Source organism: Leptotrichia sp. oral taxon 221, from assembly GCF_018128245.1.
GTDB lineage: Bacteria > Fusobacteriota > Fusobacteriia > Fusobacteriales > Leptotrichiaceae > JABCPH02.
In genome coordinates this window covers 1,745,009-1,768,099 of sequence record NZ_CP072378.1, presented here as the reverse complement: position 1 = coordinate 1,768,099, position 23,091 = coordinate 1,745,009, and the positions used below count along the sequence as shown (strand labels likewise).

Here is a 23,091-nt window from a genome sequence, read left to right as displayed (position 1 = left end):
TATCTTAATTTTTAAGATAGTTCTTTTTTGATTTTATAGATGAATATAAAAAAATCATAAATAAATTTTATTTTTTATATAATTATTTTTGTAAAATTAATTGAAATTTTTAAATTTTCAAGGTATACTATGTAATATAAGATTTATTAAGAGAAAGGAAGAAGAACAATGAAAAAAGTATTGTTAATTTTAGCGATGGCGATGATGTTCTTTGCATGTGGTGCAAAAGGTTCTAAAGGAAGTACCTTTTCATTAAATTTAGCAGCAGAACCAAAATCAATCGACCCTCAATTGTCGACAGATATAGCAGGAGGAACAGTAAACGAATTACTTTCGGAAGGATTATTAAAAAGAACTCCAGATGGTAAACCAGATCCAGGAATTGCAGAAAAATGGGAAGTTTCACCAGATGGTTTGAAATGGACATTCCATTTAAGAGATGCAAAATGGTCAAATGGAGATCCAATTACAGCAAATGATTTTAAAGCAGCGTGGATAAGAGGATTGGATCCAAAAGTAGCATCAGAATATGCATACATGTTATATCCAATAAAAAATGGAGAATTGTTTAATAAAGGAAAGGTAACAGCTGACAAAGTAGGAATTAAAGTTGTAGATCCAAAAACATTAGAAGTAACATTGGAAGCACCAACACCATATTTTGCAGATTTAGTAACATTTAAAACTTATTCTCCAATTAATGAAAAATTCTTAAAAGAAGCAGGAGAAAAATTTGATACAGAAGCTAATCAAACAATATCATCAGGACCATATGTAATGAAAAAATGGGTTCATGATTCAGAAATGAAATTTGAAAAAAATCCAAATTATTGGAATAAAGATAATGTAAAAGTTGATAACATTATATATAAAATAATACCTGATAATTCAGCTGCATTAAATGCATTTAAAAATAAAGAAGTTCAAGTAACTCAAATTACTGCAGAACAAGCGAGAGAATATGAAGGTAAACCAGAATTGGTAAAATCAAAAGATGGTTCAGTTTGGTATATTTTACCAAATTTAAAAAATAAATTCTTAAGTAATTCAAAAATCAGAAAAGCAATTTTGTTAGCAGTTGATAGAGATGAATTAGTAAAATCAGTATTAAATGGAACTGGAGAAAGTGCGAGAACATTTGTTCCATCAGGAATTGGAATAAAAGGTATTTCAAAAGATTTCCCAGAAGAAGTTCCAACTTCAATTGAAAAATACAATCCACAAAAAGCTAAACAATTATTCGCTGAAGGATTGAAAGAATTAGGAATGACAAGTGCACCAACATTAGAAGTACTTATAAATGATTCAGGAAATAACAAATCAGTTGCTGAATTTGTTCAAGAATCTGTAAGAAAAAATTTAGGTTTAAATCTTAATGTAAAAGCAGTTACATTCCAAGAAAGAGTTTCGAGAATGGCTTCAAAAGATTTTGATTTAGTATTAGCAGGATGGTCAGGAGACTTTAAAGATCCAATTACATATTTAGACTTGTTTGTAACAGGTGGAGGACAAAATAGAGGTTCTTACTCAAATCCTCAATATGATGCATTAGTTAAGAAAATAAAATCAACAGCTGATCCTAATGTAAGAGTACCAGCAATGATTGAATTAGAAAAAATAATAGCTGATGATACTCCAGTAGCAGTATTATATCAAAGAAAAAAACCTTACTTGAGAGATACAAAAGTTCAAGGGTTGAAATTTACTGCAATCGGTGGAGAATTTTACTTTAAAAATTTATCAATGAAATAATTTAATAATTTAGAAAAAGTTGGTGAAATAAAATTTGTTTTGCCAATTTTTTTTGAATAAATTTATTGTAGATATAAAATTGGAGTGATATTGAAGTTATAAATATATGATTTTTTATTATAGTTTGGCATAGAAAATAGTGATAGAAATTGAGTATAGTATTCATATATAATATATATTAAATAATTTAAAAAAAATATAGCTAATAACAATAGAAAAATATTAAAAAATAAGGTATAATAAAGTATATTATTAAATTTAAGAAGAAGGAGAAAGTAGAATGAAAAAAATGTCGGTATTATTAGCATTAGTGCTAATGTTTGTTTTATCATGTGGCGGACATGGAAATAAAGGTAAAGAACTAGTATTGAATCTAGGAACAGCACCAACTTCAATTGATCCGCAAATTACTACTGATATCGCAGGTGGGACAGTAGATGATTTGTTAATGGAAGGATTATTGAGAAAAGATAAAGATGGGAAATCAGTGCCAGGAATTGCAGAAAAATGGGAATCAACTCCAGATGGATTAAAATGGACATTCCATTTAAGAGATGCAAAATGGTCAAATGGAGATCCAATTACAGCAAATGATTTTAAAGCAGGTTGGTTAAGAGCGTTAGATCCTAAAACAGGAGCTGAAAATGCTTATTTGTTATTTATGATTAAAAATGCAGAAGAATTTAATAGTGGAAAAGCAACAGCTGATCAAGTGGGAATTAAAGTTGTAGATCCTAAAACTTTAGTAGTAGAATTGAAAACACCAACACCATATTTTGATGATTTGGTAACATTTAAAGCATATATGCCTTTGAATGAAAAATTCTTTAAAGAAAAAGGAGATAAATATTTTGCAGAAACTCCAGATAACACAATTTCATCAGGTCCATATGTTTTGAAAAAATGGACTCAAGATTCAGATTTGAAATTTGAAAAAAATCCTAATTATTGGGATGCTAAAAATGTAAAAACTGATGCTATCACATTGAAATTGACTGAAGATACAACAGCAGCGTTTAATGCGTTTAAAAATAAAGAATTAGATGTAACAAAAGTAACTTACCAACAAGCTAAAGCGTACAAAGGGAAACCTGAATTAGTAAATGCTGCAGATGGTGGAATTTGGTACTTATTGTTAAATAATAAAGTAAAACCTTTGAATAATGCGAAAGTAAGACAAGCGTTGCAATATGCTATAAATAGACAAGAATTGATTTCTAAAGTATTAGAAGGTTCAGAAAAAAATACAAATACATTTACTCCAAGTGGAGTTGGAATTAAAGGGCTAAAAGGAGACTTTGCTGAAGAAGTTCCTACAAAAATACCAGAATTTAATGTAGCAAAAGCTAAACAATTATTGGCTGAAGGATTGAAAGAAGAAGGAATGACTAAAATGCCAGAATTGGAAGTAATTTTTGCTGATACAGGAAGTACTAAAATGATTGCTCAATACATTCAAGAAAATTTGAGTAAAAATTTAGGAATTAAATTGAATTTACAAGTTGTAACAGGAAAAGAAAGAATTAGTAGATCTAAACAAAGAAATTACCAAATTGCAATCGCTAACTGGACAGGAGATTTCAAAGATCCAATTACATATTTAGATATTTTTGAATCAACTAATAAAGGTGCAAACCGTGGAGATTTCTCAAATGCTGAATATGATGCATTGTCTAAAAAAGCTAAATCTACAGCTGATCCAGCAGTTAGAGTTCCAGCTATGATTAAAATGGAAAAAATAATTTCTGAACAAACACCAGTAGTTGTATTATTCCAAAGACAAAAAAATTATTTGGTAAATCCTAAAGTAAAAGGACTTGGATTTGTAGCAATTGGTGGAGAATTTAACTTTAAAGATTTAGAAGTTAATAAATAATTTATTTCTTGAATTTTTTGAAAAATAAATTTGAGGAATAGGAAAAGTTGGCAAGACATTGAATTGTTTTGTCAATTTTTTTGATTATATGATATAATAGTTACAATACAAAAGTTATAAAAAAATAAATATGATTTTTATAAATAGAGAAAATTTTAGAGAGGAGAGAAAATGAGAAATTATGATGTTATTGTCGTGGGAGCAGGGCATGCGGGAGTAGAGGCGGCTTTGGCTTCAGCGAGATTAGGATTGAAAACAGCCGTTTTTACAATAACACTTGATAATATTGGTGTGATGTCTTGTAATCCATCAGTTGGAGGGCCAGCGAAAAGTCATTTGGCGAAGGAAGTTGATGCTCTTGGTGGAGAAATGGGAAGAAATATGGACAAAAGTTTTGTTCAAATGAGAATTTTGAATACGAAGAAGGGTCCAGCAGTAAGGTCTTTACGGGCACAAGCTGATAGAAAAATTTATGCGAGGGAAATGAAGAAAACTGTTGAAGCACAAGAAAACTTGGATACGGTTCAAGACATTGTAACAGAATTAGTTGTTGAAAATGGAGAAATTCGAGGGATTAAAACGAAAACTGGAATGGAATTTTCAGCAAAGGCTGTTGTAATTGCTTCGGGGACATTTTTGCGAGGATTGTTGTATATTGGAGATAAAAGAGTAAAAGGTGGAAGAATGGGAGAATTGTCAGCTGATGATTTGACAGGTTCGTTGGAAAAATTAGGATTTAAAATGGGAAGATTCAAAACAGGGACACCGCCTAGATTAGATATTCGTACATTGGACTTGGAAAAATTAGAGGAACAACCTGGAATTACTGGGATTCCATTGAAATTTTCAATGAGAACGTCTGATGAGGAAGTTACTGAGAAGCCACAATTATCTTGCTATTTGACTAGAACGAATGCTAAGACGCATGAAATAATATTGGGAAATTTAGATAAGGCACCGATGTATAATGGAAGTATTGCAAGTACTGGTCCGAGATATTGTCCTTCGATTGAAGATAAAGTTGTAAAATTTAATGATAAGGATAGTCACCATTTGTTTTTAGAGCCAGAAGGGTTTGAGACTACGGAAGTGTATATTAGTGGACTTTCTACGAGTTATCCTGCAGAATATCAGCAAAAAATTGTAAATACGATTGAAGGTTTGGAAAATGCACATATTATGAGATATGGATATGCGGTTGAATATGATATTGTTGATCCAAGTGAGCTTGATTATACGCTTGAGACACGAAAAGTTAAAGGACTCTTTTTGGCAGGGCAAGTTAATGGAACAAGTGGTTATGAAGAAGCTGCTGCACAGGGTATTATTGCTGGGATAAATGCGGCTTTGAAGGTAAAAGGTGAGGAACCGTTGATTTTAGATAGAGAAACTTCGTATATTGGGACAATGATTGATGATTTAATTAATAAAGAATTATTTGAACCGTATAGAATGTTTACAGCAAGATCTGAGTATCGTTTGATTTTACGTGAAGATAATGCGGATATTCGTTTGTCAGAAAAAGGTTATAAAATTGGATTGTTGGATAAAAAATATTATGATAAAGTTTTGGAGAAAAAGAAAAATGTTGAAGAAACAATTGTAAAACTGGAAGATACGAAATTGGGAACTAGTAATAAAAGATTAGTTGAAGTTTTGGAAAAATATGGTGAATCGTTGAAAAGTGGGACTACTTTGAAGGAAATTTTGAGAAGACCGAAAGTAACTTACGAAGATATTAAATATATTGCAGAAGTTATTGAAAATGGGCCTCAATTGACATTTGATGCGGAAACTGAATATCAAATTGAAGTGCAAGTTAAATATGAAGGTTACATTGCGAAGGCGATGCAAGTGATGGAAAAGCATAAGAAACTTGATGATAAACAAATTCCAAAAGATTTTGATTATGAGGCGATGAAAGGGATTACGCGTGAGGCTAAACAAAGATTGAAGGAAGGTAGACCTTACAATGTTGGTCAGGCGTCGAGAATGTCTGGAGTAACACCAGCCGATATTTCGGTTTTATTGATGTATTTGGATGGAGTTTTGAAGTAGGAATTTTAAAAAAATTTTTAGTTGGAAACAGATAAATAAATAGATTAAAAAATATATAAAAATAAAAGAAAAGAGAAATTGAAGAGAAAAATTATGGAAAATGAAAAAAAATATTTTGAAGAATTACTTACAAAATCAAGTATTGAAATGAATGATGAAGCAAAAGGGAAAATGCTGGATTTTTTGGAATTGTTGTATGAAAAAAATCAAGTTATGAATTTGACAGCGATTAGAGATAAAGAAGGAATGCTTGAGAAACATTTTATAGATTCGTTATTGTTGACGAAAGTTATTAAAGATGAGGAAAAATCATTTATTGATGTTGGGACGGGAGCTGGATTTCCAGGATTTGTTCTTGCGATTTTTTATCCAGAAAAAAACTTTTTGTTAGTGGATTCTGTTAGAAAAAAAATTGAATTTATAAATGAAGTTATTGAAAAATTAGGATTGGAAAATGTGAAAACTAGTTTTGAGAGAGCTGAAGAATTGATTAAAGGTAAGAGAGAGACATTTGATGTGGCACTTTGTAGAGGAGTTGCTAATTTGAGAATAATTTTAGAGTACATGATTCCGTTTATTAAAATTAATGGAAGATTTTTGCCACAAAAATTGAATTTGAATGAGGTTGAAGAGTCTGGAAATGCGTTGAAACTGCTGGGATCGACAATTGAAGAAATTCATAAATTTAATTTGCCAAAATGTGGTGACGAGAGAATAATTTTGGAAATTGTGAAGAATAAGAAAACGCATGAGAAGTATCCTAGAAAAACTGGAATTCCAGCAAAAAAACCTTTGTAATTACAACTTTTTTTATCATTACAAAAAGAAAAAATAAATAAGCAAGAGAGGAAAAATATGAATAAACCAATAAAGTATACGCTTGAAGTAAAAGATGGCAATGCTAGAGCAGGTGTAATTGAAACACCACATGGGAAAATCGAAACGCCTGTATTTATGCCAGTTGGAACGCAAGCGACAGTAAAAGCAATGACAAAAGAAGAGTTAGAGGAGATTAACTCACAAATAATTTTAGGAAACACTTATCATTTGTATTTGAATCCAGGAGATGATTTAGTAGATGATTTTGGAGGATTACACAAATTTATGAGATGGGATAGACCAATATTGACTGATAGTGGAGGATTCCAGGTGTTTAGTTTGGGTTCGTTGAGAAGAATAAAGGAAGAGGGAGTGCATTTTAGATCGCATTTGGATGGATCGAAACATTTTTTGTCGCCTGAAAAATCAATTTCAATTCAGAATAATTTAGGAAGTGACATCATGATGGTGTTGGATGAGTGCCCTCCAGGAATGTCTTCGAGAGAATATTTGATTCCTTCGATTGAAAGAACTACAAGATGGGCTAAAAGATGTATTGATGCGAATAAAAATAAGGATAGACAAGGATTATTTGCGATAGTTCAAGGTGGAATTTATGAAGATTTGAGAGATAAAAGTTTTGAGGAACTTTCTCAATATGATGAGGATTTTGCAGGATATGCTTTGGGAGGGCTTGCAGTTGGAGAGCCACGAGAAGATATGTATAGAATTTTAGAATATATTACGCCAAAATTACCTGAGAATAAACCAAGATATTTGATGGGAGTGGGAGAACCGTTGGATATGCTTGAAGCGGTTGAATCTGGGATTGATATGATGGATTGTGTGCAACCGACAAGAATTGGAAGACATGGAACAGTATTTACAAAATATGGACGTTTAGTTATAAAAAATAAGGCTTATGAATTGGATGACAGACCTTTGGATGAGGGGTGTGACTGTTACGCTTGTAAAAATTATATGAGAGGGTATATTAGACATTTATTCAAAGCGAAGGAAATTTTAGGGCAAAGATTGGCGACTTATCATAATTTGCACTTTTTAATAAAATTGATGAATGATTCGAGAGAAGCTATAAAAGAAGGTAGATTTAAGGAATTTAAAGATGAGTTTATAAAAAATTATGCGCAAGGAAAAGAAAGTGAGTGGATAATCCCGAAAAGAATACCAGCAACACGAGATAACACAAGATAAATTTTACAATGAGAGCATATCTCATAATAAAGGTATATTTTTTTGTAACTAACCAAAAGAAAGGGAAATAATGAATTATAAAAATTATTTAAAATATTCAAAAATAGCCAGAAAATTGGAAAAAGCGGATAAAGTTTTTAAAAATGGATTTATTTTGAATGTTTTTACAGAAGAAATAGTGAAAGCGGATATTGCGATTAGTGACGGGATTATTGTTGGAATTGGCGAGTATTCGGGAAAAGAAGAAATAGATATCACTGGGAAGTATGTTGTTCCAGGATTTGTGGATAGTCATTTACATTTGGAGTCTACGATGGTGAGACCAATTGAGTTTTTGAAGGCAGCAGTAAAAGCAGGGACTACGACTTTTATTGTAGATCCTCATGAAGTTGCGAATGTATCAGGGACAGATGGGATTGATTATATTATTGAGCAAACTGAAAATGTTCCTGCAAATGTGTTTGTAATGATACCGTCTTGCGTTCCAGCTGTTTCATTTGAAGATAATGGTGCAACGTTGTTAGCAGAAACAATGGAGAGATATCTTTCAAATCCAAGAGTTTTGGGATTAGCAGAAGTTATGGACACAAATGCTGTTTTAAATGGCGAAAAAAATATGATGGAAAAATTAGAAATGTTTAAGGAAATGAATATTGACGGACATTCTCCAGCTTTGACAGACGAAGAATTGGCGGCGTATGCTTTGGCAGGGATAAAAAATGATCACGAGGCTTGTACTTACGAATATGCAAAAAAACAGATTGAAAATGGATTGTATGTATTGATTAGAGAAGGAAGTGCGGCAAGAAATTTAGAGGCGATTGTATCGGGAATTGTTGCAAATAAGGCTTCTACAGAGAGATACTGTTTTTGTACAGATGACAAGCATGTGGAGGAAATTTATAGAGAAGGACATATTTGCTACAATATTAGAAAGGCGATTAGTATTGGGTTAGAACCGATAAAAGCGTATAAAATGGCGACAATTCAGGCTGCACAGGCTATAAAAAAAGATAGAGAAATAGGAGCGATTGCACCTGGATTTAAAGCGGATTTTGTGGTATTGAAGGATTTTGAAAATGTTGAAATTGAAAATGTGTATTTTGAAGGACAAGATGTGAATGATATTTTTAAAAAGGAAATTAAGTTTCCTGAATGTCCAGAGCATTTGAAAAAAACGGTTCATGTAAAAGATTTTGATGCAAAAAAAATTGAGATTGAGTTGGAAGATGAAAATGCTGAATTTCCAGTGATTGAGATTATAGAAGGACAAATTGTTACGAAAAAAGTTTGCGAGAAAATTCCAGCAAGAGAGAATAAATTTGTGCCAAATCAGGAATACAATAAACTTGTGGTTGTGGAAAGACATAAAAATACTGGTAAAATTGGGGTTGGAGTGTTGAAAGGGTTTGGTATAAAAAATGGTGCAATTGCATCAACAGTGGCTCATGATTCACATAATATCGTGGTTGTAGGAGATAACGACAGGGATATTGAAATTGCTGTGAAGGAATTGGCTGAAAAACAAGGTGGATACACAATTGTGGAAAATGGAAAAGTTGTAGATACATTACCGCTTGTAATAATGGGCCTTATAAGTGATGAACCAAGTGAGAAAGTCAATGAAAAATTAGAAAAAATGTTGGAATATTCTAAAAAAATGGGAATAAATCCGAATATTGATCCATTTATTAATTTGTCATTTTTAGCATTGCCAGTTATTCCAGAGATTAGAGTGACTGCACGAGGAATTTTTGATGTAACTTTGAATAAGTTTCTTTAAGAAAAAGGGCTCAAAAAAGTAAAATTGACAATAGATATGGATTTCTTGTATAATGAGGGTATTATGGATAAATTAGAAGATTTTTTGAGATACTCGGTGCTTTTTTTGTATTATGGTGAACTTTTTTCAAAGAAACAAAAGCAATATTTAGAGTTGTATTTGGAAGAAAATAGTTCGTTTACAGAAATTGCGGAGAAGTATGGAGTTACGAGGCAGGCAGTTTTTGATAATATAAAAAGAGGTTTTAAGCAGCTTGAGGAATATGAGAGTAAGCTGAAAATATTTGAGAGAGAAAAAGAATTGAAAAAAAGGTTAGAAAATTTAAAAAGTAATTTTACGAAAGAAAATTTAGAAAAAATAATAAAAGATTTTGGATATGATGAGGTGAATTAATGTTTAATGGATTAGGAGACCGTTTTAAAGATATATTTAAAAAGGTAAGTGGTCAAGGAAAATTAACTGAAGGAAATATGAAAGATGCACTTCGGGAAGTAAGATTAGCATTATTGGAAGCGGATGTAAACTATACAGTTGCTAAAAGTTTTGTTGCAAAAATTAGAGAAAAAGCGTTGGGAGAAGAAGTAATTAACGGTGTAAATCCGACTCAACAATTTATAAAAATTGTAAATGATGAATTAGTAGAAGTTTTAGGTGGTACGAATGTAGCTATTGCTAAAGCTGATAAAAATCCTACGGTTATTATGCTTTGTGGACTTCAAGGAGCTGGGAAAACTACTTTTTCAGGAAAATTGGCAAAACATTTGAAATCAAAAGGGGAAAAACCATTTTTGATAGGAGCGGATGTTTACAGACCTGCGGCGAAAAAACAATTGAAAGTGTTGGCTGATCAGATAAAAGTGCCTTCGTTTACGATTGAAGATAGTACAGATGCGGTGGAAATTTGTAGAAAAGGGATTGAGGCAGCGAAGGAAGAACATGCAACTTATGTGATTTTGGATACAGCTGGAAGATTGCACATTGATGAAGAATTAATGAAGGAATTACAACAAATTAAATCGGAAGTTAAACCGCATGAAATATTGTTAGTTGTAGATGGAATGACTGGGCAAGATGCTGTAAATGTGGCAAAATCATTTAATGAAGAATTGGAAATTACGGGAGTTGTTCTTACAAAATTAGATGGAGATACTCGTGGTGGAGCTGCATTGTCAGTAAAAGAAGTTGCTGGAAAACCAATAAAATTCATAAGTGAAGGTGAAAAATTAGATGATATCGCACCATTCCATCCAGATAGATTGGCTTCAAGAATTTTAGGAATGGGAGACGTTGTTTCTTTGGTTGAAAAAGCACAAGAAGCAATTGATGAAAAAGAAGCTAAAAAGATGGAAGAAAAATTTAGAAAAAATCAATTTGATTTTGAAGATTTCTTGAAACAATTTAAAATGATTAGAAAAATGGGGTCAATTGCTGGAATTATGAAGATGATACCAGGTGTTGATACAAGCATGATTGACATGGGAATGGCTGAAAAAGAAATGAAAAAAGTCGAAGCAATTATTTGTTCTATGACTGTTCAAGAAAGAAGAGATCCAAAAATTTTGAAAAATGGAAGCAGAAAAGCTAGAATTGCCAAAGGAAGCGGAGTTACAGTAAACGAAATAAATAAATTAATCAAACAATTTGAGCAAATGAAGCAAATGATGAAAATGTTTAATAGTGGCGGATTTCCTGGTTTAGGTGGCGGAATGCTAAGAGGTCGTAGAAAATAGAAAAATTTGAGGGGGACTTTTTATGGAAAAAATCAAGAGAAAAAAGTTACCAATTGGGATATCGAATTTTAAAGAAATAATTGAAAATAATTACTACTATGTTGATAAAACTAATTTTATCGCGAATATTTTGGAAGAAGGTTTCAAAGTAGAATTATTCACTCGTCCAAGAAGATTTGGAAAGACTTTAAATATATCAATGTTAAACTATTTTTTTAATATAGAGAATAAAGAAGAAAATCGAAAATTATTCGAAAATTTGAATATTTCTAAAAGTAAATATTTTGAAAAACAGGGGAATTATCCAGTAATTTCGATTTCGTTTAGGAATTATGGGGAAAAAGACTGGGAGAATGGGTTTAAGATAATAAAACAAATAATCGGAGATTTGTATACTGAGCATAAATTTTTGATTGAAAAAATGGATGAAATTGAAATTGAAAAATTTAATTCGATTAGAAGAGAATCAGATAAAGGAAATTGGAAAAATTCGTTATTAAACTTGACGAAATATTTGTATGAATATTATGGAAAAAAAGTAGTCATTCTAATAGACGAATACGACCAACCAATAATAGATTCCTACGTAAAAGGCTACTACGAAGAAGCAATAGACTTTTTCAAAAGTTTTTACGGAAGTGTTTTGAAAGATAACGAATATCTGGAATTGGGGGTAGTCACAGGCATATTGCGAGTTGCAAAGGAAAATATTTTTTCAGGCTTAAACAATTTAAAAGTTCATACAATTTTGAATGATAAATTTACAGAATATTTTGGAATTATTGAGTCAGAAGTTGAGCAAGCATTGAAGGACTTTAATTTAGAATACGATTTGAAAGATGTTCAGAAGTGGTATAATGGCTATTTGTTTGGCGATATTCAAGTTTACAATCCATGGTCAATTATTAATTTTTTAGATGAGAAAAAATTAAAACCATATTGGGTAAATACGAGCGGAAATGAGCTTATTAAATTATACTTAAAACGATTAAAAAATGAGATTTTCAATGATTTTTCTAAATTATTGAATAAAGAAAGCATTCTAAAGAGAATAAATGACAACATGACTTTTGGTAATTTAGAAGCGAATTTTAGTCGAAATATTTGGAATTTATTTTTTCATAGTGGATATTTGACTTTAGCTGAAAAATATGACGAAGAGGAAGAAGACGTGTTTTTAAAAATTCCAAATGAAGAGATTTTAAGAATGTTTTCAGAAATGTTTATTGATGTGTATTTTGAGGATTATGACAAATTTTCAGGAATGACTTACGCGCTAAAAACAGGAGATATTGAAACTTTTAGGTTTGAAATGAAGCGAATTTTATTGGAGAATACTGGGATATTTGATGTAAGTGGAATTTACAAGGAGCAATTTTATCATGGATTAATGCTTGGATTAATTTTGAAATTGAGGAGAGAATATGAAATTACATCGAATAATTTTTCTGGAAAAGGTCGATACGATTTACTATTAAAACCTAGAAATCTGTTAAGAAGAGATGAAGGAATAATATTTGAGTTAAAAGTTGTTAATGTAAAAGAAAATTCCAGTTTGGAAGAAACCCAAGAAAAATTAAAAAGAGAATGTGAAATTGCATTGAAACAGATTGATGATAAAAAGTATGTTTCGGCATTGAGAAATGCTGGGATAGAGAAAGTTTTGAAGATCGGGTTGACCTTTTGTGGGAAAGAGTTTGAGGTTAGGTTTGAGAGAGAGAAAATTTGATAATAGTTTTGTAAAATATGAAAAGGGGAGAATTTTATGGGAAAAAATGAGAGAAAACGGTTACCAATTGGAATATCGAATTTTAAGGAAATAATAGAAAATGACTACTATTATGTTGATAAAACTAATTTTATCGCGAATATTTTGAAAGAAGGTTTCAAAGTAGAATTATTTACTCGTCCAAGAAGATTTGGAAAGACCTTAAATATATCAATGTTAAACTATTTTTTTAATATTGAAAATAAAGAAGAAAATCGAAAATTATTCGAAAATTTGAATATTTCTAAAAGTAAATATTTTGAAAAACAGGGTAATTATCCAGTGATTTCAATTTCATTTAGGAATTATGGGGAGAAAGACTGGGAGAATGGGATCAAAGCTATAAAAACGGTAATTTCGAATACATATGATGAGCATAAATTTGTAATGGATAATTTAGATAAAAGAGAGTTAAAAAAATTTGAGGATATTTGGTTGGAAAATGACGAGGGAGATTGGAAGAATTCGTTATTAAACTTGACAAAGTATTTGTATGAATATTATGGAAAAAAAGTAGTCATTCTAATAGATGAATACGACCAACCAATAATAGATTCCTACGTGAAAGGCTACTACGAAGAAGCAATAGACTTTTTCAAAAGTTTTTACGGAAGTGTTTTGAAAGATAACGAATACTTAGAATTAGGGGTAATAACAGGCATATTGCGAGTTGCGAAGGAAAATATTTTTTCAGGCTTGAATAATTTAAAAGTTCATACAATTTTGAATGATAAATTTACAGAATATTTTGGAATCATTGAATCAGAAGTTGAACAAGCATTGAAGGACTTTAATTTGGAATACGATTTGAAAGATGTTCAGAAGTGGTATAACGGCTATTTGTTTGGAGATATTCAAGTCTATAATCCATGGTCGATTATTAATTTTTTAGATGAGAAAAAATTAAAGCCATATTGGGTAAACACAAGCGGAAACGAGCTTATTAAATTGTACTTAAAACGATTAAAAAATGAGATTTTCAATGATTTTTCTAAACTATTGAATAAAGAAAGCATCTTAAAGAGAATAAATGACAACATGACTTTTGGTAATTTAGAAGCGAATTTTAGTCGAAATATTTGGAATTTATTTTTTCATAGTGGATATTTGACTTTAGCTGAAAAATATGACGAAGAGGAAGAAGACGTGTTTTTAAAAATTCCAAATGAAGAGATTTTAAGAATGTTTTCAGAAATGTTTATTGATGTGTATTTTGAGGATTATGATAAATTTTCAGGAATGACTTACGCACTAAAAACAGGAGACATCGAAACTTTTAGGTTTGAAATGAATCGAATTTTATTGGAGAATACTGGGATATTTGATGTAAGTGGAATTTACAAGGAGCAATTTTATCATGGATTAATGCTTGGATTAATTTTGAAATTGAGGAGAGAATATGAAATTACGTCGAATAATTTTTCAGGAAAAGGTCGATACGATTTATTATTGAAACCTAGAAATCTGTTAAGAAGAGATGAAGGGATAATATTTGAGTTAAAAGTTGTTAATGTAAAGGAAAATTCTAGTTTGGAAGAAATTCAGGAAAAATTAAAAAGAGAATGTGAAATTGCATTGAAACAGATTGATGATAAAGAATATGTTTCGGCATTGAGAAATGCTGGGATAGAGAAAGTTTTGAAGATCGGGTTGACCTTTTGTGGGAAAGAGTTTGAGGTTAGGTTTGAGAGAGAGAAAATTTGATAATAGTTTTGGAAAAAGAAAAAAGGGGAGAATTTTATGGGAAAAAATGAGAGAAAACGGTTACCAATTGGAATATCGAATTTTAAGGAAATAATAGAAAATAACTATTACTACGTTGATAAAACTAATTTTATCGAGAATATTTTGGAAGAAGGTTTAAAAGTAGAATTATTCACTCGTCCAAGAAGATTTGGAAAGACCTTAAATATATCAATGTTAAACTATTTTTTTAATATTGAAAATAAAGAAGAAAATCGAAAATTATTCGAAAATTTGAATATTTCTAAAAGTAAATATTTTGAAAAACAGGGGAATTATCCAGTAATTTCGATTTCGTTTAGGAATTATGGGGAGAAAAACTGGGAGAATGGGTTTAAAGCTATTCAGGACGAAATAAAAGAACTTTATAATCAATTTTATTTAATCAGAGAAAAGCTAAATCAAAGAGATTTAGAAGAATTTGATGCGATTTGGTTTGGAAGAGAAAATGCTCGATGGAAAAAGGCATTATTAAATTTGACACGATATTTATACGGATTTTATGGAAAAAAAGTAGTCATTCTAATAGATGAATACGACCAACCAATAATAGATTCCTACGTAAAAGGCTACTATGAAGAAGCAATCGACTTTTTCAAAAGTTTTTACGGAAGTGTTTTGAAAGATAACGAATACTTAGAATTAGGGGTAATAACAGGCATATTACGAGTTGCAAAGGAAAATATTTTTTCAGGCTTAAACAATTTAAAAGTTCATACAATTTTGAATGATAAATTTACAGAATATTTTGGAATTATTGAGTCAGAAGTTGAACAAGCATTGAAGGACTTTAATTTGGAATACGATTTGAAAGATGTTCAGAAGTGGTATAATGGCTATTTGTTTGGCGATATTCAAGTTTACAATCCATGGTCAATTATTAATTTTTTAGATGAGAAAAAATTAAAACCATATTGGGTAAATACGAGCGGAAATGAGCTTATTAAATTATACTTAAAACGATTAAAAAATGAGATTTTCAATGATTTTTCTAAATTATTGAATAAAGAAAGCATTCTAAAGAGAATAAATGACAACATGACTTTTGGTAATTTAGAAGCGAATTTTAGTCGAAATATTTGGAATTTATTTTTTCATAGTGGATATTTGACTTTAGCTGAAAAATATGACGAAGAGGAAGAAGACGTGTTTTTAAAAATTCCAAATGAAGAGATTTTAAGAATGTTTTCAGAAATGTTTATTGATGTGTATTTTGAGGATTATGATAAATTTTCAGGAATGACTTACGCGCTAAAAACAGGAGATATTGAAACTTTTAGGTTTGAAATGAAGCGAATTTTATTGGAGAATACTGGGATATTTGATGTAAGTGGAATTTACAAGGAGCAATTTTATCATGGATTAATGCTTGGATTAATTTTGAAATTGAGGAGAGAATATGAAATTACGTCGAATAATTTTTCAGGAAAAGGTCGATACGATTTATTATTGAAACCTAGAAATCTGTTAAGAAGAGATGAAGGAATAATACTTGAATTAAAAGTTGTTAATGTAAAGGAAAATTCTAGTTTGGAAGAAATTCAGGAAAAATTAAAAAGAGAATGTGAAATTGCATTGAAACAAATTGATGATAAAGAGTATGTTTCAGCATTGAGAAATGCTGGGATAGAGAAAGTTTTGAAGATTGGATTGGCTTTTTGTGGGAAAGAGTTTGAGGTTAGGTTTGAGAGAGAGAAAATTTGAAAAAGTTTAGACTATTTTCTGATTTAGAAAATGGTCTTTTTTTTGTATTTTAAATATAAAAGTATAAGTAAATTTAGAAAATTATTAAAGAAATACAAAATTCAATTGATTTTTTCTTTTTTTTGTAGTATACTAAGATTAGCTAATTTTAAACTATAGTAATTCATTATAATAACAAATGAATTTGAAATTATTACTATAATGAATTAATTTTTAAAATGTAACCATTATAAAATTCTGTGAAATAATAAATTTAAAATATTAATAAAACTTTCTTCTTTAAGTAATAAACTTTGATTTATTATTTTATAAAATTTAAATTAGTAGAAAAATGAAAAATAAGAAACTAAAAATGAGGTGATTTAAGTATGACTAACAACCTAAAAAAGTTAGAAAAAGATTTAAAAGCTTTTGCAAAGAGATGTAAAGACTTTAAATATACGGAACAAGCTTTATTGGCATTTTTGTTAGGAGGAATATTCGGGTTTTCTGAAACAACAGATAAAGAAATTCAAAATCAAAGACAAGAAATATCAACTTCAATAGGAGATATGCGACAAGAATTTAGAAAGACTAAAGCAGAAAACAATAAATTAATGAAAGATTACAATTTGGAATTAATTCAATTAATGGAACAAGGAGATCAAGTAGTAAAATCGCCTTGGAAATCATGGCAATATGGAGCCAATACGTTCTTAAATGAATGGAAAGGAACGTATAAAGGTCATGGAGACAAAACTGGCAATGTCAAGTATAAAAGAAACGCTGGATTAGGTAAATACAATTACCAATCAACAGAAGGGAAATATGGAACAACTTCAATAGGATTAGGAAATGCAATGGAAAGACCAGTAGAAATTCAAGTGGATGCTTCATTGAGAACATTATCAATAGATAAACCAGCACCTACTTTTGTGCCTACTACGCCTAGTGGGGGATTGCCTCCGTTTGATCCATTGATGGTAACACCGCCTGTTATTAATCCTAAAAATGTTAATATTAGTCAACCACCTCAATCACCAACAATAAATGTAGGGGTTGAAGATGTACCTGAGAATCGTACAGGATATAATAAAGATGGAACTATGGATAATAATAGTTTATTGTCTCAATTAGATCTTACTGGTGGAAATTTTAATTTATTTTTTCATGGTGGAGGTAATACTTATGATTATTCATTTATAAATGCTTCAGAAAATGCCACATATACACCAACAGGAAGTGGAATCCACCTTCCTTCTTCAGACAATGGAACATCCCCAAAAGTAGCATTTTTTGGTATGGGTGGTAAACTTCTTGCAGAAATACCAAGTAATGTAACTGTAAATGCAGTTTCTAATGTATCTGGTGATGTGAATGTGCTTTATTATATGGGAAATAATAACAATGCATCTAATCCAGAATCAAAATTAATTCACAAAGGAACTACTAATTTATATGGAAATGATTTATTAGTTGTAAAAATAGATAACGTAAGTAGTAATGGCAATATCACATTTGTAAATGAAGGTAAAATTAATGGATATGCTCAAAAAGGGGCATATACTGATTTGGTTACAGGAATACCTGGTGGAACTGGAAATGATCCAAAAGGGCATATTTTTGCGGCATTTACATATGGTGATGCTGGAGTTGATACTGTTGAAAATGGAAATAATGGAGTTATTGAATTTTATGCACCTAAAAGTTATGGTTGGGTTTATACATCAGCTACAAATGCTCCGTTGAAAAGAAGTTCTATTAATAATGGAATTATGAGATTATTTGGGAGTGAAAGTATAGGAGTTTCAGGAACTACAGGAGCTGATCCAGTAACTCAGACTTCTTGGGCTGATATCCAATTAAATAAACCAATAGAGATATATGGAGATAAATCAGTAGGAGTTAGTTTCTTGGTAGAATCTGATAATACAGTTTCTCCTAATTTTTCCAATTCAAAATTTAATGTGCAAATTGGAGGTTCAGCATTAACGGCACAAGATGCTACTTATGGAGATACAGAAGGAGATGCATCAAAAGTTCAAAACTCTATAGGAATAAATTTTGATTTCTCACAAGGAAATGCAGGATTTACACAAAAGGATGTGAATAATTATATTGTAAAACTAGAAAATAATGCTAAAAATTCAACAGCTATAAGATTAGGGGAAGCTAATCTTACATTTAAAGATTCAGCTACTAGTGGGATAACTATTGGTGGAGAAGATAATATAGGGTATCTTTCAGATGGAAGTGCAAATAATAATTTAGTTTATAATAATATAACTAATAATTTTAAGGTTAGTGGAAAAAATGCGATATTGTTTGCTGCAAAAAATGGAGGAACATTAGAAGTAAATAATTCGTTGCCTTTATCTTCAACATCAGTTAGTGGAAATGGGTTCACGTTGGCTTATTCTGAAGTAGCTGGATCTACAGTAACATTGGATAAAGGTGCTACTGGAGAAGTTGTCGGTTCTGATGCAGTGCTGTATTATGCAAAAAATGGAGGGAAAGTAACTATAACAGAAAATGCTGTTGCACAACCATCTGCTACTGTAAATGCATCAGGAGTAACTGTTGTAACTGATTCATCAATAGGAACTCCTAAAGTTACTATTTCTGGAAGTAATGGAGTTGGTTTTTATACAACAAATGGAGGGCAAATTGAAGCAGAAAACAGTTTTATGAAATTATCTGATGGATTAGTTGGTGTGTACAGTGATGGCTCTACAAGTAATATAAATTTAAAAAATTCAATTTTAGATTATAAAGGAAGCGGTTATTCTATTTATAGTGGAAACAATGGAAAAATCGATTTACAAGGAAGTACAGTTGTTTTAAGAGGAAAAGCGATAGGAGTACAAGGATCTTCTTTAAGTGATATAACAACAAATGCAAATACAAAGATAGTTGTTATGTCAAATGATGCTATTCCATTTGAATTTAAAGATAAAGGAATAGTAAATTTAACATCTATAGATACTGATTTAGGTATTGCTGCTTCAGGAATTCAAGTTGTAAATGGGGAAGATGGAACAACAACATATACTAATTATAAAAAAGCTTTTGTAGATGGAATGTTAAACTATAATATTAATACAGATATTGATAAAAGTTTGGCTACTAATATTGCTAACGAAGCAACAGATTCATTTAAATTTGTTAAAAGATATTTAGTTCAACGTGCAGTTTTAAATTTACAGGCAGGGAAAAATGTAACGGCACATTTAAGTTCTTCAGATTTAACAGCGGCTGGTATGAAAGGTGTTGTAGGACTTGATATGAGTTCAAGCAGTTCAGCAGCTTCAAATAATGAGACTCAAATAAATCTTGCAGCAGGGTCTTCGGTTTCAGCAGACAGAACAGACGCAGGAAGCGGAGCAGTTGGATTATTCATAAACTATGGAAAAGTGAATACAGATGCATCATCTACAATAAATGTTGAGCAGTTAACAACAAATCCTCACAATGACAGTGCAGTAGGAATTTACGCAGTAAACGGTTCTGAAGTAAATAATGAAGGTACTGTAAATGTTGGTGGAAACAGTTCAATCGGATTATTAGGATTGGCATATAGGGAAGATGCAGTTACTGGAGCACCTAAAGTAAATGAATTTGGAGGAAGACCCGGTGAAGGAACAACTAGTATTATAAATAAAGGAAATGTTTCATTAGATGGAACAACTTCATATGGAATTTACGTAAAAAATAATAATTCAGCAGGAACAAAAACTGATGCTATTGGAACAAATACAGGAAACGGAGTGTTAACTTTATCAGGAGATAAATCTATTGGAATGATAGGAGATAAAGCAACGTTAACAAATGATACAAATGCAAAAATTAATATGACAGGACAAGAACAAGTTGGAATGTTTGCAAATAATAGTTCATCATTAATAAACAATGGAGAAATTAATTTGGCGACTTCGACAGGTTCAATTCCAAGTGTTGGAATTTACACTGATGATGTTGCTACAGATATTACGAATAATAGTAAGATTATTGGTGGAAATAAAAATTATGGTATTTTTGGTAAGACAGTAACACATGGTTCAACTGGAGAAATTACAGTTGGAGATGAAGGTGTTGGAATTTATTCGACAGAAGGAAATATTACATTAAATTCAGGTTCTAAAATAAATGTTGGAGCAAATGAAGCAGTTGGAGTATTTACTACTGGAACAGCAGGAAGAACGATAAATGCTGATACGAATATGACAATTGGAAATTCTTCATTTGGTTATGTAATTAAAAATACAGGAACAACAAATTTAACTACAAATGGAACTGCAACATTAGGAAATGAAGCGAAATTTATTTATTCGAATAATAAAGATATAACAGTAACAAATAATGTTCCATTAACTTCAACAGGAAATAACACTTATGGAATTTATTCTGCAGGAACAGTAACAAATAATGCAGATATTGATTTTGGAAGAGGAACAGGAAGTGTAGCAATTTATGCAATTGATGGAGGAACTGCTAGAAATGCTGCAGGTAAAACAATTACAGTAAGTGGAAGTAATTTATCAGCAACTCCAGTTCCAGAATATGGAATGGGAATGGCTACTTCTAATGGAACAATTATAAATGATGGAACAATAAAAGTAGCTCTTGATGAAGGAATTGGAATGTTCGCTTCAGGAAGTGGTTCAAAAGCAATAAATAATGGTACAATTGAATTAAGCGGAAAAAATACAAAAGGAATGTATGTTGATAATAACGCAGTAGGAGAAAACTGGGGAATTATTAAAACAGTTCCAACAGCAACTAATGATGGTATCTTAGGTGTAGTTGCCACAGGTGGTGGAGTAATTAAAAACTATGGACAAATTATTGTAGATGGGCCTAATAATAAAGCTGGATATCTTGGTTCTACAGGAACTTTCTCAAATGAAACTAGTGGAGGTACAACAGGAATGGTTACAAATACTGGTGGAGCCGAAGGAGTTGTAAGAAAATCTGGAAGCCCTACAGGTAAAACAGTAGCAGGAATAGAAATTATAGCACCAGCAGGAGCAACTTCAGCTACAATTAAAATAAATGGTTCAGTTGTAACGCCAACTTATGTTGACACAAATGCAAGAACTAACACACCAAGCTCAGTATCAGTTACTTCTCCAAGTGGAGCAACAACAATTGTTGATCTAGGAGCAACTGGTTTAGGAAGTATTCCAACAAACGAACAAGTTGGTTCATTAGGAATGTATATTGATACGTCAGGAGTAAACTATACACATCCAATTGTAGGAGTTAATAATCTTACAGGATTACAAAAAGTTGACTTGTTATTTGGTAATGAAGCAGCTAGATATACTGACAGTAAAGTAATTGAAGTTGGTAGCAACATAATTGATCCATATAATTCAATGATTTTAAATATGGCAGCTTCAGGAACTGGAACTAAATTTGCATTAAGTGCTGGAAGTTTGACATGGTTTGCAACTGCAACACAAAATTTATCAACAGGTGCTCTAGGAAAAGTTTACCTAGTTAAAATACCTTATACAGCTTTCGCTCAAGATAAAAATACATACAATTTCTTGGATGGATTAGAACAAAGATACGGAGTAGAAACTAGCGGAAGAGAAAAAGATTTATTCAATAAATTGAATGATTTAGGAAAAGGAGAAGCTCACATTTTAGCACAAGCAATTGATGAAATGAAAGGTCACCAATATGGAAATGTGCAACAAAGAATTAATGAAACTGGAAATGTATTAGACAAAGAATTTAATTACTTACAAAATGAATGGAGAAATCCTACTAAAGATAATAATAAAATTAAAGTATTTGGTATAAGAAATGAATACAATACTGATTCTGCTGGAATTTATGATTACACAAGTAATGCGACTGGAGTAGCTTATGTTCATGAAAATGAAACAGTTAAACTTGGAAATAAATCAGGATGGTATGCAGGAGCTGTAAATAATCATTACAAACTTAAAGATATAAGTAGATCAAGAGAAAATCAAACTATGTTAAAAGCTGGAATCTTTAAAACAATGTCACCATATATGGATCATAATGGTTCATTACAATGGACAATTGCTGGAGATGTATTCGCAGGTAAAAATGAAATGAAACGTAGATTCTGGATTGTAGATGATACGTTTGATGCAAAATCTGATTATTATTCATACGGAGCTGCTTTCAAAACAGATTTAGGATATGATATCAGAACATCTGAAAAAACTCATTTGAGACCTTACGGAGCATTGAAAATGGAATATGGAAGATTTACTGACATTAAAGAAGACGAAGGACAAGTTAGATTGGAAGTAGATGGAAACAATTACTTCTCAGTTAAACCAGAAGTTGGATTAGAATTCAAATATGTTCAACCAGTAGCAGTTAAATCACAATTATCAGTTGGCTTAACAGCTGCTTACGAAAATGAATTAGGAAAAGTAAACAGAACAAACAAGGCAAGAGTAAGATACACAAATGCTGATTGGTATGAATTGAGAAGTGAAAAAGAAGACAGAAGAGGAAACGGTAAATTTGACTTTAACTTAGGTGTAGACAACACTAGATTCGGAGTAACTGTAAACGCAGGATACGACACTAAAGGAAGCAACATCAGAGGTGGAATCGGATTTAGAGCGATTTACTAATAAAAATTTAAAATAATTATTGACAAAATATGTTT

12 protein-coding genes are annotated in these 23,091 nt (G+C 30.9%); all 12 read left to right on the top strand.

The features are described 5' to 3' along the window. Positions 1-168: 168 nt before the first annotated feature. The 12 genes from J4863_RS07875 to J4863_RS07820 all read left to right on the top strand — a co-directional run bounded on the left by J4863_RS07875 (position 169) and on the right by J4863_RS07820 (position 23,056). Entirely contained in the window at positions 169-1,752 is a 1,584-nt protein-coding gene (locus J4863_RS07875) for a peptide ABC transporter substrate-binding protein (protein WP_211618196.1), read from the top strand. Positions 1,753-2,032: 280 nt separating this feature from the next. Further along, the gene (locus tag J4863_RS07870) at positions 2,033-3,628 is read left to right on the top strand and encodes a peptide ABC transporter substrate-binding protein (RefSeq protein WP_211618195.1); all 1,596 of its coding nucleotides are present in this window, start codon (positions 2,033-2,035) and stop codon (positions 3,626-3,628) included. Positions 3,629-3,799: 171 nt separating this feature from the next. Next, complete coding sequence (gene mnmG, locus J4863_RS07865) at positions 3,800-5,686, top strand: tRNA uridine-5-carboxymethylaminomethyl(34) synthesis enzyme MnmG (RefSeq protein WP_211618194.1); 1,887 nt, start codon at positions 3,800-3,802, stop codon at positions 5,684-5,686. Between the two features lie 93 nt (positions 5,687-5,779). Next, the gene (rsmG, locus tag J4863_RS07860) at positions 5,780-6,484 is read left to right on the top strand and encodes a 16S rRNA (guanine(527)-N(7))-methyltransferase RsmG (protein WP_211618193.1); all 705 of its coding nucleotides are present in this window, start codon (positions 5,780-5,782) and stop codon (positions 6,482-6,484) included. 57 nt (positions 6,485-6,541) lie between these two features. Then, a complete protein-coding gene (gene tgt / locus J4863_RS07855; protein ID WP_211618192.1) occupies positions 6,542-7,720 on the top strand; it encodes a tRNA guanosine(34) transglycosylase Tgt in 1,179 nt (392 codons plus the stop codon). A 70-nt stretch (positions 7,721-7,790) separates the two neighbouring features. Then, entirely contained in the window at positions 7,791-9,503 is a 1,713-nt protein-coding gene (gene ade, locus J4863_RS07850; protein WP_211618191.1) for an adenine deaminase, read from the top strand. A 63-nt stretch (positions 9,504-9,566) separates the two neighbouring features. Next, entirely contained in the window at positions 9,567-9,896 is a 330-nt protein-coding gene (ylxM, locus tag J4863_RS07845; protein ID WP_211618190.1) for a YlxM family DNA-binding protein, read from the top strand. Beyond that, complete coding sequence (gene ffh, locus J4863_RS07840; protein ID WP_211618189.1) at positions 9,896-11,233, top strand: signal recognition particle protein; 1,338 nt, start codon at positions 9,896-9,898, stop codon at positions 11,231-11,233. Before ylxM ends, ffh begins: the two co-directional genes overlap by 1 nt. 22 nt (positions 11,234-11,255) lie before the next feature. Continuing rightward, positions 11,256-12,962 (top strand): AAA family ATPase, encoded by a 1,707-nt coding sequence (locus J4863_RS07835; protein ID WP_211618188.1) that lies wholly within the window; start codon positions 11,256-11,258, stop codon positions 12,960-12,962. A 36-nt stretch (positions 12,963-12,998) separates the two neighbouring features. Then, a complete protein-coding gene (locus tag J4863_RS07830; RefSeq protein ID WP_211618187.1) occupies positions 12,999-14,705 on the top strand; it encodes an AAA family ATPase in 1,707 nt (568 codons plus the stop codon). 36 nt (positions 14,706-14,741) lie between these two features. After that, entirely contained in the window at positions 14,742-16,448 is a 1,707-nt protein-coding gene (locus J4863_RS07825; protein WP_211618186.1) for an AAA family ATPase, read from the top strand. Positions 16,449-16,816: 368 nt separating this feature from the next. Then, positions 16,817-23,056: an autotransporter-associated N-terminal domain-containing protein gene (locus tag J4863_RS07820; RefSeq protein WP_211618185.1), complete on the top strand. Its 6,240-nt coding sequence runs from the start codon at positions 16,817-16,819 to the stop codon at positions 23,054-23,056. The last annotated feature ends 35 nt before the right edge of the window (positions 23,057-23,091 follow it).

Excerpts from the sequence above, each read along its gene's own strand:
- J4863_RS07830 (WP_211618187.1), top strand. The coding sequence starts at position 12,999 with ATGGGAAAAAATGAGAGAAAACGGTTACCAATTGGAATATCGAATTTT.
- tgt (WP_211618192.1), top strand. The coding sequence starts at position 6,542 with ATGAATAAACCAATAAAGTATACGCTTGAAGTAAAAGATGGCAATGCT.
- ylxM (WP_211618190.1), top strand. The coding sequence starts at position 9,567 with ATGGATAAATTAGAAGATTTTTTGAGATACTCGGTGCTTTTTTTGTAT.
- J4863_RS07835 (WP_211618188.1), top strand. The coding sequence starts at position 11,256 with ATGGAAAAAATCAAGAGAAAAAAGTTACCAATTGGGATATCGAATTTT.
- J4863_RS07870 (WP_211618195.1), top strand. The coding sequence starts at position 2,033 with ATGAAAAAAATGTCGGTATTATTAGCATTAGTGCTAATGTTTGTTTTA.
- rsmG (WP_211618193.1), top strand. The coding sequence starts at position 5,780 with ATGGAAAATGAAAAAAAATATTTTGAAGAATTACTTACAAAATCAAGT.
- ade (WP_211618191.1), top strand. The coding sequence starts at position 7,791 with ATGAATTATAAAAATTATTTAAAATATTCAAAAATAGCCAGAAAATTG.
- ffh (WP_211618189.1), top strand. The coding sequence starts at position 9,896 with ATGTTTAATGGATTAGGAGACCGTTTTAAAGATATATTTAAAAAGGTA.
- J4863_RS07820 (WP_211618185.1), top strand. The coding sequence starts at position 16,817 with ATGACTAACAACCTAAAAAAGTTAGAAAAAGATTTAAAAGCTTTTGCA.
- J4863_RS07875 (WP_211618196.1), top strand. The coding sequence starts at position 169 with ATGAAAAAAGTATTGTTAATTTTAGCGATGGCGATGATGTTCTTTGCA.
- mnmG (WP_211618194.1), top strand. The coding sequence starts at position 3,800 with ATGAGAAATTATGATGTTATTGTCGTGGGAGCAGGGCATGCGGGAGTA.
- J4863_RS07825 (WP_211618186.1), top strand. The coding sequence starts at position 14,742 with ATGGGAAAAAATGAGAGAAAACGGTTACCAATTGGAATATCGAATTTT.